Origin of the sequence: Acinetobacter sp. SwsAc5 (genome assembly GCF_013391485.1) — a bacterium.
GTDB classification, from domain to species: domain Bacteria; phylum Pseudomonadota; class Gammaproteobacteria; order Pseudomonadales; family Moraxellaceae; genus Acinetobacter; species Acinetobacter towneri.
Map to the genome: position 1 here is coordinate 1 of NZ_JACAXD010000042.1, position 13,258 is coordinate 13,258.

Annotated in this window: 17 protein-coding genes; 6 read left to right on the plus strand and 11 right to left on the minus strand. The window is 37.1% G+C overall.

The features are described from left to right. The first annotated feature begins 156 nt into the window (after positions 1 to 156). The 4 genes from HYG89_RS15130 (at position 157) to HYG89_RS15145 (ending at position 2,615) form a co-directional block, all read left to right on the plus strand. Positions 157 to 747: a DUF805 domain-containing protein gene (locus tag HYG89_RS15130; RefSeq protein ID WP_178868256.1), complete on the plus strand. Its 591-nt coding sequence runs from the start codon at positions 157 to 159 to the stop codon at positions 745 to 747. Between the two features lie 65 nt (positions 748 to 812). Then, on the plus strand, positions 813 to 1,175 hold the full coding sequence (locus HYG89_RS15135; RefSeq protein ID WP_178868258.1) for a hypothetical protein: 363 nt from the start codon (positions 813 to 815) through the stop codon (positions 1,173 to 1,175). A 428-nt stretch (positions 1,176 to 1,603) separates the two neighbouring features. Then, a complete protein-coding gene (locus HYG89_RS15140; protein ID WP_004973749.1) occupies positions 1,604 to 2,059 on the plus strand; it encodes a helix-turn-helix domain-containing protein in 456 nt (151 codons plus the stop codon). Between the two features lie 16 nt (positions 2,060 to 2,075). Next, positions 2,076 to 2,615: an IS630 family transposase gene (locus tag HYG89_RS15145; protein WP_265738115.1), complete on the plus strand. Its 540-nt coding sequence runs from the start codon at positions 2,076 to 2,078 to the stop codon at positions 2,613 to 2,615. Here the strand turns inward: HYG89_RS15145 and HYG89_RS15150 are convergent. The 5 genes from HYG89_RS15150 to HYG89_RS15170 form a co-directional block, all read right to left on the minus strand. Continuing rightward, positions 2,612 to 2,833, minus strand: coding sequence for a hypothetical protein (locus HYG89_RS15150; RefSeq protein WP_178868260.1), 222 nt, complete (start codon positions 2,831 to 2,833; stop codon positions 2,612 to 2,614). The genes HYG89_RS15145 and HYG89_RS15150 overlap by 4 nt on opposite strands. Positions 2,834 to 3,064: 231 nt before the next feature. Beyond that, positions 3,065 to 4,639: a hypothetical protein gene (locus HYG89_RS15155; RefSeq protein WP_178868261.1), complete on the minus strand. Its 1,575-nt coding sequence runs from the start codon at positions 4,637 to 4,639 to the stop codon at positions 3,065 to 3,067. Between the two features lie 30 nt (positions 4,640 to 4,669). Further along, complete coding sequence (locus HYG89_RS15160; protein WP_178868263.1) at positions 4,670 to 4,984, minus strand: hypothetical protein; 315 nt, start codon at positions 4,982 to 4,984, stop codon at positions 4,670 to 4,672. Between the two features lie 12 nt (positions 4,985 to 4,996). Beyond that, positions 4,997 to 6,001 carry a hypothetical protein gene (locus HYG89_RS15165; protein ID WP_178868265.1) on the minus strand — a complete coding sequence of 335 codons (1,005 nt, stop codon included), beginning with the start codon at positions 5,999 to 6,001 and terminating at the stop codon, positions 4,997 to 4,999. Between the two features lie 21 nt (positions 6,002 to 6,022). Then, on the minus strand, positions 6,023 to 6,934 hold the full coding sequence (locus HYG89_RS15170; protein WP_178868267.1) for a YafY family protein: 912 nt from the start codon (positions 6,932 to 6,934) through the stop codon (positions 6,023 to 6,025). A gap of 203 nt (positions 6,935 to 7,137) precedes the next feature. On the opposite strand from HYG89_RS15170, the gene HYG89_RS15175 reads away from it, so the two are divergent. Then, a complete protein-coding gene (locus HYG89_RS15175; protein ID WP_178868269.1) occupies positions 7,138 to 7,383 on the plus strand; it encodes a helix-turn-helix transcriptional regulator in 246 nt (81 codons plus the stop codon). 108 nt (positions 7,384 to 7,491) lie between these two features. Here the strand turns inward: HYG89_RS15175 and HYG89_RS15180 are convergent, their stop codons facing one another. The 6 genes from HYG89_RS15180 to HYG89_RS15205 all read right to left on the minus strand — a co-directional run bounded on the left by HYG89_RS15180 (position 7,492) and on the right by HYG89_RS15205 (position 12,486). Continuing rightward, positions 7,492 to 7,722, minus strand: coding sequence for an AlpA family transcriptional regulator (locus tag HYG89_RS15180; RefSeq protein WP_178868271.1), 231 nt, complete (start codon positions 7,720 to 7,722; stop codon positions 7,492 to 7,494). Positions 7,723 to 7,801: 79 nt separating this feature from the next. After that, positions 7,802 to 8,686, minus strand: a complete 885-nt coding sequence (locus HYG89_RS15185) for a hydrolase or metal-binding protein (protein WP_178868273.1) — start codon at positions 8,684 to 8,686, stop codon at positions 7,802 to 7,804. A 197-nt stretch (positions 8,687 to 8,883) separates the two neighbouring features. Further along, on the minus strand, positions 8,884 to 9,942 hold the full coding sequence (locus HYG89_RS15190) for a YqaJ viral recombinase family protein (RefSeq protein WP_087445602.1): 1,059 nt from the start codon (positions 9,940 to 9,942) through the stop codon (positions 8,884 to 8,886). A 197-nt stretch (positions 9,943 to 10,139) separates the two neighbouring features. Then, entirely contained in the window at positions 10,140 to 11,171 is a 1,032-nt protein-coding gene (locus tag HYG89_RS15195) for a DUF932 domain-containing protein (RefSeq protein WP_178868275.1), read from the minus strand. A gap of 22 nt (positions 11,172 to 11,193) precedes the next feature. Beyond that, the gene (locus HYG89_RS15200) at positions 11,194 to 11,472 is read right to left on the minus strand and encodes a hypothetical protein (protein WP_178868277.1); all 279 of its coding nucleotides are present in this window, start codon (positions 11,470 to 11,472) and stop codon (positions 11,194 to 11,196) included. A 105-nt stretch (positions 11,473 to 11,577) separates the two neighbouring features. After that, a complete protein-coding gene (locus HYG89_RS15205; protein ID WP_178868278.1) occupies positions 11,578 to 12,486 on the minus strand; it encodes an inovirus-type Gp2 protein in 909 nt (302 codons plus the stop codon). A 462-nt stretch (positions 12,487 to 12,948) separates the two neighbouring features. Here HYG89_RS15205 and HYG89_RS15210 point away from each other — a divergent pair, with 462 nt between their 5' ends. Then, positions 12,949 to 13,185 (plus strand): hypothetical protein, encoded by a 237-nt coding sequence (locus tag HYG89_RS15210; protein WP_256734030.1) that lies wholly within the window; start codon positions 12,949 to 12,951, stop codon positions 13,183 to 13,185. Positions 13,186 to 13,258: the final 73 nt, after the last annotated feature.

Consider the following 13,258-nt stretch of genomic DNA (forward strand, 5'->3'; position numbering starts at 1 on the left):
TTGTTCCATTTTAGAGATTTGTTTAAGATAAGATATAACTCATTGAGATGTGTCATAGTATTCGTCGTTAGAAAACAATTATTGTGACATTATTTCAATGAGTTATCTATTTTTGTCGTGTACAGAGATCAACTTGTTAAATTTAGGAGCATAAAAGTGAAAGGTATAATTCTTGATTTTTCAATTCAAACCAATAGTGGAATTATTTCAGGGGAAGATCAAAAACGCTATTCATTTATAGGTAGCGAATGGAAGGAAAATTTTCTACCTCAACGTGGCATTAAGATCGACTTTGATCTTGACACAACGGGACAAGCGATCGGTGTATATAAAGCACTAGATAACTCTATTAGATCAAATTCGTATGTGACCAATAGTACCGAAAAATCAGAAGAAGATTACAATATTTTTGATTGGTTTATTAAGTGCTTAAAAAATTATGCAAATTTTAATGGACGTGCTAGACGTAAAGAATTTTGGTTCTTTTATCTCGCATTAGTAGTCTGCAATATTTTTGCAATGGTTTTAGACGCAATTTTAGAAACTGAAGTTATTTTTTACGGGGTAGTTACTTTAGCAACAATTATTCCTTTTCTTGCTGTTTCTACTCGCCGACTACATGACATAGGAAAATCTGGTTGGTGGTATCTCATTAGCCTTACAGTAATTGGAATTATTTTACTGATTATTTGGTGGGCAAAAGAAGGGGATATGAATAACAACCAATATGGTGAAATAAGCAAATAAAAAATGCTCTCCTTTTACCTAGATAAAAGGGGAGCATTTTGTCTTAAATATAAATTGGGATCAATATGCTGCGCAACTATTCAAAACTATCAATTATCTACCTATTTTGTAGTCTATTAGCAGGTTGTGAAAGTTTCAATGACCCAGTCGAAGTCCGTCTTGAACCTGATTTTGTGGTGAATGAATGGACTAATGAAATACAAGACCGTAGTCATATTGTAGTGACTTCTTTAGCTAATCGGCCTATTAAAATTCAAGCAATTTCAATTAACCGTGGTAACTGTCATAGTCAGCTTACACAAGGTTCTAGCCAACTTTTACATTATGGTAGTTTTCTAAAGGTGACTCTCCAAAACTGCAAAATACAGATGGTCAAAGAAGTCGAAATTATAATTGAAGGAAAAGCTATACCTATAGTTTTCAAATAAAATTTCTTATAAAATTTACAATTTTTCTTAATTATTTTTTTCATGAACCATTTTTAACCTTTATATTAAAAATATCCTCATAAAAAAATATTAAAAACTATAAATCAATTTAAAATCAAGCCACTTCATATTAAAATATTATTTTTTTAATTATAACCTAATCTCTACTTTACCTTTAATACTTTATGAAGAGGTTACCAACTATTATAAGTATTTAGAATTTTTGCTATTAAAATTATGATGCTTCAATATAAAAGCTAGATATACTTACAGGCAAGTTATATCCAGCTCTCAAAATTAAAAAAATCAAGTTAATTCAAAAGTTAAATCCTTTCAATATCTTCCATAGTTTCATAACCTCTATTTCTTAAGTTGACAAAAATAACTAATCATGCGAAAAAGTTTTTTTAGTTAACAGATGTTCACACATGCCTCGAATTGTTTCTGTACCACTTAGTTTAGAACAGCGAGAACGACTCATTTTTCTGGCCAAGCATGCAAAACATTGGCGTGAAAGACAACGTGCCCAAACTATTCTCTGGCTTTCTGAAGGTAAAAGTGTTGCGGAAGTTGCCACTCTACAAGAACGTATCCCAGAAACCATAAGGCTACAACGCCGACGTTGGGAATTGTATGAGTTTGAATCGATTAAAGAAGGTCATCGCTCAGGTCGGCCCAATACATTGATCTCAGACTATCAGGCAAAAATCCTAGATTGGGTCAATACAAGTCCACTCAATGCAGAACAAATCCGAGTCAAACTACATGAAGAATACGAAGTGTCCGTGTCTGTTGAAACCATTCGTAAGTTTTTACGTGATTCAGGTATGGTCTTCAAGCGTACCCGTCATAGCTTGAAAAAAAAGAGATCCGATTGCATTTGAACAAGCAACACAGCAGATTGAAAAATTACGAGAGCAAGCGGCACGTGGTGAAATTATATTAGGTTATGTTGATGAAACAGGGTTTTCATCTACACCTGATAACCGCTATGCGTGGACAAAGATAGGTGATGTTCATGCGGTTGATGCAATAAGATTAAAACGAGTTAATGTCATGGGGTGTTTGCTTTCAACGGGGAAACTGGTGACAAGTTGTTTACAAGAGTCAGTTACAAGCACTTGGTTTTATGCCTATTTAACTGGAATAGCTCAACAAGTAAAACAGACTTATAACCTTCCATTGGTTCTTATTGTTGATAATGCCTCGATTCATAGAAGTAAAAAGATGGCTGATTACAGAGAGCTACTTAAAACTAACTTTTCGACGAATCTGTATTTTATTCCAGCTTACAGCCCTGAGTTAAATCGAATCGAGATGGTATGGAAGCAGATGAAATATTATTGGCGAGATTTTCAAGTCATGGCAGCTGACAAAATAGAGCAATGGGTTGAGAAAGTATCAAACCTATTCGGAAAAGAATACATGTTTACTTTTTAATGAAGACTTAACTCTTTACGAGCGGCTATTAATTTCAATGGAGATCTGCTAGCTTCTGTTAAAATAATATTAGCCAATTGCTTATCGCTCAATTCTGGCATTTCTTGAGAATATTGAGATGATCGCTCCTTAGCTCCCTCATATTCATTTTTAATTTCCTTTGCAGCATACTCTCCAGCAACTTTCGCTACTTGCCCTACTTTATTCCAGAAACTCATAATCCTCTCCTTAAGAAATTATCTGATTTAAAATCAAATTACTCAGGAAAATTATTATTTTCTCTTAAAAAAAAGAAATTAATCCAAACAAAAATAATAAAAAGCCAACCTATAGGACCAAAAAACAAACATATTATCGATATAATAATGCACCCAAATAAATTATTCATCATTTTATCTAATAAGACTTTTAACCAAGCTACTATTTCCATACTCCCCTCTACTCTTAACTTAAATCACAAAATTCTTACCATCCATCATGAAATCATCAAATTCTTTTTCATTTTTAAATGGTAAATCTTTTCCTAAATATTGATATAACTTTTGATAAGCTAAAACAATTTGGTCTATTTCAATAGAAGTTAAAGATGACGTAATTTGTTCAAAAGATTTATTAAAAATTGCTTCCCGCTCTTTATCTTCCTGCTCAATTAAACCATCTAACAGAGCAACTTTCTCTTCAATTAGAGGCAATACTTCTTCACAAATTCGCTCAACTTCCTGACGACGGACTCGGGCAACATCTCGTGTATAAAATACAGAACCCGTAATCTGTGCAACTTTTTCAATTAAACGAAAAATTGCTACCATCAATAATGCTGAAACAAATGAAGTAATCACAACAGAAAATACTTCTGGAATGCCAATGCTAATTAAATATTGATATAATCCTACAATCAAAGTTATAACAGCTAAAGCAGCTATTGCTTTGGCTATATTAGAAATTGTCTGGAATAAGGATTTATTTTTACCCGTTATAAACAACCACATTTCATCACAAATAATCTTGAAATATTTTCCACCTTTCTGAATTGCTTTATAAATATTTTTATAAAAGCCTGAAATTAATCCAATAACATAATCAATTACAGATTTTGATAATTTTTTTATAAAATCCTCTTCAAATATTTCTTTAAATTTTCGTTGAGTGTCATCTATTACATTTTTAAATCGTGTAGAAAAATCCACACTCTTATCTTTCCATGCTTGACGTATTTCAACAATACATCGTCCTACCATATAAGCAATCGCTTGTTTTATACTGAGGTTAGCGTGTTTAATCACTTCATGAGTAACAAAATTTCCCTGATAGTAAAGTTCAGATTCAGCAATTAAAAAATGATCAGCTAAATTCTGTAATTTCTCTTTAGCTTTTTCCTCATCGGAAAAGGTGATAATCACAGTTTCAACCCAAGTTCCTTCTATAAGAGCTTTATTTCTGGAAATTTGCCCTGCAAGTAATTCTTCCATAACTACTTCGACATCAAGATTTCCTAACTCTACCTGATACTCCCAGAAGGCTTTGACTTTTTCAAAGGCTTGTAGAGGTATCACCAATCTCTCATTATTCTGTAAATATCGTTGTGCTGCAGACTGCACCAGATTTTTTACAGCTTCACACTGGGCAATTTCATTGACTGGAATATTCCCTTTGGCAAACTCGACAATATTTTTAACATTATCTATATCGTTTATTGCTGTATTCAGTGAATCAGAAATATCTATACCCTGCTGTTTTAATTCTTGCAGACGTTCTACTGGTATATATTTTTCACCAAAATCAATAATAGACTGCTCTAAACGATTGATTGCGACGTCCTGAATATCGGATAATTTTTTTTGAAGGTTTAGATTATGACGATCCAATTTGGTTTTAAATACACCTTTCAATTCATCACTATATTGTCTGGACATAGTAGACTGCAACTTTTCACTGCGTTGCTCTAATATCCAAGATAAATCAATATTAAGCTTTGTTGATATATCATCTACAAAGATGTACAACACCTCATCAAGATAAGTCATAACCATTCCATCTTAGAAAATAATCAAAAATTAGAAATCATCTGACTCATCTAGGCCCGCAAAAAGCTGCTGATTCAGCTGTTGTTTTTGCCCTTCAAGCTGTTTTAATTCTTGACGATATGTATTTAATTCTGGAGTTTTAGCTCGTTCAAAGTTACGAGCAACCTCTTCTGCTTGATCAAAACGTTTATAGAATTTTTCATCAGACTCAAAAACCCCTTTCGTCATACTTCCAGAGACATCCCACTTATCATTAATTAAGTCCTCTATTGTTTCGATACGCTCTTGAACTTTAGAAATTTTATTTTCAATTTCTAATAACTTTGCTGAAGTATCCTGATTCATTTCACTCTCCTGTTAGATACTATTTAAACGATCAACCAAGTCTTTAGCTTGGTCACGTACATCACGAATTGCCACATCCAAAGCGCCATTCTCTTTAATTAATGGAGCTTTCACCAATGCAGAAATTCCCCCCATACACAAAAAAGCATTTGCTAATATTGCTTTTTCTGCTTGAGTAAATGTTTGATAATCATCTTTGTGTTTGCGTATTTTTTCTATCTCAGCGATTAACTCATCTGCAACTCCACTCAATTGCTCAATTAAACCTGCAATCGCATGAGCAGCGTTACCAATAGCACGTGTTGTTTTAGCTGCAATCATTTTTTCATTGTAAATCGCATGAGCTTTAGCTAAATTTCTTTTAGCATCATCAACAGCAGTTTCTGCACTGGCAGCTAACATTGCCCCGCCAACCGCTAAAATTGGACCAGCAACAACTCCCCCCAAAACAACCATTCCCCCAGCCATCCCAAAACCACCAGCAGCCAAACTTCCACCACCTAACCAAGCTAAGGTAGCATTTGTTGCAGCTGCACCACTGAGTGTACTAATCGCTGTTCCAGTTGAAGCAGCAGCCAACATTTGTGTACCTCCATAAGCAGCTAAAGCTGTTAATGCTCCACTTGCTCCTGCGGCACCCACTCCAGATACTATTTCAGGTAATGAAAAAGATAATCTATCTAACTCTAACAACCTATCTTCTACATCAATACCTTTTAATTCAGGCATTTGACTAATTTCAATATTCTTAATTCCCTCTAACACTTTCTTAAAAGGGATATAGCATTGCTCAACCACAGCAATACGTGTTGCTCCCAAAATAGTTAAGCGCTCATTGGTTTTCACTCGCATTTCTTCAAGAGTTTCATCAGCTTCATCCAATTTATTTTCAGCCTGACGAAAAATTCTTTTTGCTGTATCAAACCCAGCTTTTGCATCTGATCCTTTTTTAACACCATACGCTCCAGCTGCTGCTGCTCCAACACCGATTAACAACGGTACAAGCGGTAATACCATTTATTTTTCCTCTTTAATATGTCATTTTTCAACTTGTATATGATTAAAACTTATATAATTCTTTAACTCTCTTTCCACCTCTACTTGCAATCCTTCTGGATTTACAATTTTCAGATGTGGAATCCAATAACGGACTAAAGGTAAAATCTGTGTGGTATGCGTTATTCGGCTAGACAACAATAAACCACCATCATCCAGCCGCTTAATCACTTGCTGTTCAGGCAACAGTGCTCTTTGCTGAAAATGTGATGCAACATCGGCATGTACAGTTAATACAATTTCATGTTTTTCTTGACCAAACCAAATACTTTCTTCATCTTCAAGTTGAGAAAATATGCTCTGCTGTGGTTTGAAACTTGATAACTCATGTGAATGTGCGGACAGTTCTATTCGACTTAAACGATAAGCTCTCAACTCCCCTTTACGCACAGCAGCCAAATACCAAGAACCGTGATGATGCAGCAACTTATAAGGCTCAACGATGCGAGGTTCACCTTTATACATAAAAGCAATCTGTTGATGCTTAAGAATAGCGTCACTAAATAACCTGAATAATGATCTAAACTGTGATGCATCCTCAACAGAATACCCTTTAGCGTCATAGACCCGGCTATCCAATAGCTCACGCAAAAAAGAAACATCTAATTTAGGATATAAATGTCGAATCCCTGAAATCTGCGAAAAAGTCTGTATATCTTTAAAAGTAAGCTGCCCTAAATACTTTGGATCTAAAAAATAATATTTTCCTTCTTTTTGCAAAGGAATATTACATCCTTCGAAACGATCAAAATCTCTTTTTATCGTTCGTGGATGTGTTTCATATTCTTTAGCAAGTTCATTGGGTTCTAGCCTATAGCCAGAGTTTAATCGGGTGAGAATATCTGCTAAACGATTTGCCAAAGTTTCATGTCGGCTTGATTCTATATTTTTCATATCTCACTTTACCCCCCCTCTTTCATTCACTATTTTGCTTGCAAGTTGGACAGGTGGTGTCTCTTTTTACTGGAATAGTGTATTTTTTATTGAAAAAAATATCATACCTAACTTTACCATTTATTACATAAAAAAATAAAATCAATTATTTAAACAATGTACTCAATTTGAGTACTTGAATCAAGGTGTCTTAAAAAGATGCCATGACTAAAAGTATTCACACCGATGAAATGGTGGCTTTACGGGATTGGCTAAAACTACAGCGCCAATCCCGACACCTTACTATGCGTAGCCTCGCCCAACTTATGGGGAAACCACATTCGTACATTCAACGTGTTGAAGATGGGGAAAGACGTCTAGATGTCATTGAATATGTTTGGTATTGTAATGCTTTAAATATTGATCCTCGTGTGGGATTAGAGCTAGTTCTTGATCAAATCTCTAAATAATTATTTAGAATTTGCTTCTTTTAGTTACCTTCAATAATATATTTTTCTATTAAAAAGCTATTACTAATCAAATTTGAGTAAAAAATAAGGGAGCCGAGGCTCCCAGTCTTATGCACGATTCGCCAACTTATTTTCAATCCATTGGTGGATCTCATAAGCTGACCAGTCGATACGGTTTTGGGTGATTTTGACTTTCTTCGGGAATGTCGGATCGTAATAAGGTGAGTTCTTATCTATCATTTCATAGATGGTAGAACGCCCAACACCAACAATTTCCATAACCTGCTTGATACTAATCAGTTGGTTCATTTGGAATGTTTGTCCTACAAATGTACTCATGGTGTTTACTCCGATCTCATGATGTCGAGCAACTCGCTCATGAGATACGGCAATCCCGTAAGGTTTTACACTGTCCGATTCAATTCAACGCAGTCACTGAGCCTTTTAAACCCTGTTGAATATTAAAAGACTCATTTTGAACAACTGACTGCTGTTGCTCCTCTGTCTGATAAAACTCCTCTACTACATCCAATCCTTCCTCTAGATCCATTTCAAACTTCGCATTAGCAAAGCCCTGTCGTGCCATCTGATCAAGCGCCTTTTGATTAAATCCTGCCTGCTTACTTTGCTGATCTATCTCACGTGCAGTATGAATAGCAGACTGCAAATCAATCCCCTCTCTTAATGTTAAATCCACGTAATACACAGGCTGACGATAGCTTTGAGTCGTACTTTTACCTCGTAATGTCAGTTGCAGTGGCAAGCACGAAAGCAAACCATTCGATGCTGCATGGTAATAGCTCAAACGAGCTGCCAAAGTCCGAATACTGTTAAAGCCTGTCGTTCTAAAAATGAATGTGCCAAATTCATCCGACTCATCTAAGTTCACGTGCAAACGTCCATAGGGCTTGCAATGCCCGCCCTGAGCTAATGGACACAAATCAGGTGAAGGACACGGGTGCTGTTCAACGCCTTGGTTGGTTAAACGCTGACAAGTCTGACCATCACCCACACAGATAGGTCGTCCAGTCTGGCGATCAAATAAGGTGTACTCTGCTCGCAAGTTCAGATCAGGATCATTAAAGATCATGCGGACAGGGATTGAACGAAGTTTCTGATTTGATGCATTGGCTCGTAGCTGTTCATCTAATGGGTGCTTGACCCATCCTTCTTTATTTTGGATTTGAGAGGTAATGGTGAATTGGTCATCTTTTTCAGGCAATCGCTTGCCATTCTTTTCCACGACTCGCCCAATACTGATACGCCCAAGTGTAGGCGGTGTGATCGCTAGACCTTTGATCATGTTGATATTCCTTAATGTATTACCTTACAAATTTGGGTCTATGTATGTAGGTCGGAACAAGGACCAAATAAGTTACCCAAAGAATGTAGAGCCAGATAAAGTGCTACAGAAATCGCGACCGATTTGCTCTCTACCGAAGGGTAGAGAGCGGGGAGCGATTTTTGTGAATTTTTGATTTGGTGCTGTGTAAATAGGACTTAGTCGGTATAGATGTTAAATCGACGACTGCCCTGCTTTTCAAGTGGATAAAGCTCAATGAGTTCAGGCTGGTGCTGAAGCAATGCTTTGGTATTGAGACTGATAGAATCCTTGGCTTTCTTCCAAACTACCGAGCCATTTGCAAAGACTGCCCTTTCCTTGTCTTGCATCATCATCTGGATTTCATGTTTAAGCTGATCAAAGCGTTCCTGCTGATGCTGAATCTCTTCTTTCATTTTGATGAGCTGATCGAACATCAAATTGGCATTTTCATTTTGCGAAAGATCCTCTACCGTTAAAGGTACATGCGCTGGATAGAGTTGTTGAATCGCTTTAGCTGCGGATTCACTTGCATCCACGGATGGTGGTGTATCCTTTTCTACGCATTCCCAGAAATATCGTTCTGCTTGAACAATATGTTCAATCACGGATTCTGATCGTGTCACTTTGAAAATCTTGGTTTCATGCCCACAGATCAAGACACAAACATGCGCTGCCTGTTTACCAGTCACCGCCAGTTGATGTTGTACCTGACAAAGCACATATAAAGGCACACCATCACGCCATAATTTTGCTCCATGCTCACCTGCTGTTTTGCATTCAAGAATCTGAACTTCGCCGCTTCCTACAACAGAGTAATCCAAGTTTGCTAACATGAAATGTTTATCAGGATCAGGGTGCTGTAATACAGCATTGACTCGACGAACTTTATTATTGGTGTGCATGCTGTAATACTCTGCCACTAAAGGTTCGAGCTGTTTACCCCAATACAGAGGTGCTATACCTGAACTTTCATCTTCAATGGATTGAGTCTGACGACCTGTTTTGATCAGCCAAAGCTCTAACATGGACATGTATGGATTTAAGCCACATGCTGTTGCTGCATCACTGCTGCCAATGCCTTGTTTACGGACTTCAAGCCAATCTTGATACGCCATATCTTTGGTGTTGACTAAGCGTTTTGCAAAACTAGCTCGTTTAGGTGTAGTTAATGGATTTAATGCAGTTTGAACACCTGCCTGTACAGTCTGATTTGAAATCGGTGCGATTTGATTCATGGTTCTATCCTTATAAATTTCAGTTTTTGTAAAAAAGAAGCGTATAAAAAAGCCATACCCGACACGAGGTCGGGTATGGCTATATGCATGCTGATTCAGATTATTGATTGTGAGTAGTAAGTAGAGAGAGTTACGTGTGTGCTGTACTCAGCGATTGTTGAGACTTGCAGGGTTAAGGTTGGATGGATTACATGAGCTTAGGCTATCAAAGACAAAGCTTGTTCTAGCCCACGTTGTTTAAGACCTGCGCCAGCTCCAAACCATGCTGAGTCCAAACGATGATCGGTACTCATGGCACGTCGTTCATGATCCACAAATTCTGTGATGGAACACAGTAAGCCATAAGCAGTGCCTTTGGCGGATGACAGGTCAGCACCACGTCCTTGCCCATTAAACATGTCCAAAGCTTTATTCATGGCACGACCATTCGGTTCAGGCTTTTTCTCCTGAGCTTGCTGCGCGACATTACGATAGAACTGAATGATGTTTTCTTCAGGATCAGAAATTGACATGGTGCTGTTATTGAACACGGCATCAAAGTAAGCCTTGGCTTCCTGTTGACTCACCTTACGCTGTGTGAGCTGTTTCATCTCGTACATGTGCTCATCCCATGCACGCACTGAAATACCTAATTGCTGCTTCACTTTCTCTGCATCAAACTTGGTACTATGTGGAACCTTCACTACACCAGCACTACTGCTCTGCCCACGTAGGGCAATGGCTAAGGTGTTGTTACAGACCACCCGGATACTTGTGAATTGTGCTGTCGTTGCCAACGTGCCGTCACACGCAGTAGCCAGCAGAATATAACCATTACTGACATCTTTGGACTTTAACGCGGTGCTTTGCCCGGTACGTGCCAAAGCCCAGAACTTCTTCCCACCTTTCAAAACCCCTGCGGTTTCTAGCTCAAAGCCAGATTGCTCAGTCAGATCCCGGTAGAACTCCAGAATCTCTTTAGGCTGAACTTCCTGATAACGCTGACTGACCACAGATAAAGGTGCATGTGTATCTGAACGGTATAACACTCGCTGCTCTTCAAAAGGCATGATGATGCTCTGACCACGTTCATTCTGTGCCATATAGCTGACATTCGAGGATTCAATCCGCCAATCCATCCCGGCTTGCTGTGCCCAGACTTCCAGTGGTTGATTCGGACTCAGCTGATTACCCAGACCATGCCAAGGGGTTTCGCCAACATAGGCGATTTGTTCGATTTGATGTGCCATCGTTCTTATCTCCTATGATGATTCAACGAAAATTCTGCTGACAGTGATTGCAGTGATAGTAGGTCAGGGTGATTGGTTTTTTCGGCTCATCAAACACGCTACTAAATACACCACCAATGACCGCACCTGCAAGCCCGCCAAGCAGTGGGGATATAGGCAATGGAAAGCTTTTAGAAATGGATGCACCAATGGTGGCAAACGAAGCTGATGCTGCTAGACTTGTGGAATCAGATCCACTCACTTGCTGATTAACAACCTGAATGACCTGATCCGATAAGCAATAAGGACAATTTAAACTCATAATATATACCTCTAGAAATGACAAAGGCTCACCGATTGGCAAGCCTTGCAAAGTATTTAAAACCTCGTTTTCACCTAGATAATGTATATCTGAGATTATTTTCATTTAGCGTCTATCATACTGTGCTCTTAACTGACCTTTACCAAATACTCTTCGTCCTCTTGGCTTAACGCGTAAGTATTGAAGAGTACGTTTATGATGATCAGCAATATATTCCATTGCTCTAATAAAATTTGCCACTTGAGTTGAATCGCGACGATGAATCACACCGATCCCTAGCTCATCTTTACTTCGAAGTTCCGCTACACGTTTATGGTTCCAACAATTATAGCCTTGACCAAAATCTCTAGTAATATCCTTCCATAATTCAATAATTTCATTCCCCCAATATTCCGCGCTTCCAGCACGGTAGGCATTATCATAGATGATTGCTAAGTGGCAATGAAAACCTTTACTTTTACCACCTTGTTCTATTCCCCATGCAAATCCAATTACATGTTTAAATATGCCATCTTTATTTTGGATACGATTAAGGAGTATATCTAAGTCCTTATAAATATCTTCAACTCTAATTCGACTAGAATATTCTTGCAAATACCCCAAGTCCACACGAGCGACTAATATTCGACTACATTTATTAAGTATTGATCTACAATATTTCTGCACTTCAATTTTATTTTCATCTTTCTGTTTTTCGATTATCTTATAATCTTTTTCAAAATCCTCAGATAAATCTAAAAACCATTTTCTGATCTCTCTATACCCAATCATTTCCAATTCATCTTTAAGATCAACCTCATCAGAGTCTATGCTTTGTAAGTCGTATCTCAGAATTACAAAGAATTTAAGATAACCTGGGTATTCATCATCAGGATCATAAATATCATTAAAGTCTAATAACAGATTAGTAAGCTGTGAATAGAATTCATCCCATTCCCTACTTCTTCTTTTAAGACATTTTAAGAAGTTCTCAATATCAAGTGTAAGTTGTGCCTGATTAATTAAATTTCTCATGTTTAAACCTATGTGTGTGATAGTTACATAGGTATAGGGAATTCAGTATATGTATACGTTTACTTTAAAATAGAGGGTTACCTAATAAACGATTAGATTAATAACCAAAGCTTTAGGGAGTCCAAATTCCTCCTGTAGTGCAGTACCTATTCTCCACATGAAAAACTTTTCCTCCCTGCTCTACGCTTAAATTCATGCAGGCTCTAGTCTCAAAAAAGCTAGAATTAAGGAATAAAATGAATTTTAGACTATATCGTTTTAGTACCTAATTTTAGTTATAAAAAAATTAAATTAAAAACTTATATTGCCTAAACATTTTTTATTTATAACCCCCTTATCCCTTAGTAGAAAGCTTTTAAAAATATAGTGCAAAACAAGGGGAAATAGAGTGAAAAACTTAGTAGAAAGTATTGTTTTTATTACCTAAAGTATGACGTAAGCTTTTTAAAAACAGGATACAAAATGCGCAATTCTGAACTAGACAATCTAAAATCATTCCTGACACAACTTCCAGATGAAGATCTTATCTGGGCACTATTTGTCTATCATCGCCCAAATATTGATAACAATCGCAGAATACGGGAGAGCAACGATGCTATAGAAAAAGACATAGCAAAACTGAACAGCCTAGATAAACTCAGGAACATTGTCAACGGCATTCTAAAATTGACCCCTTTTACCTTACAAATGGCAAAGTAAAATTGACCCCTTTGATCTCGTATTAAGTTTCAACCTGGGGCTGAATCCCAATTCTTTTTTTATCCTTCAAACG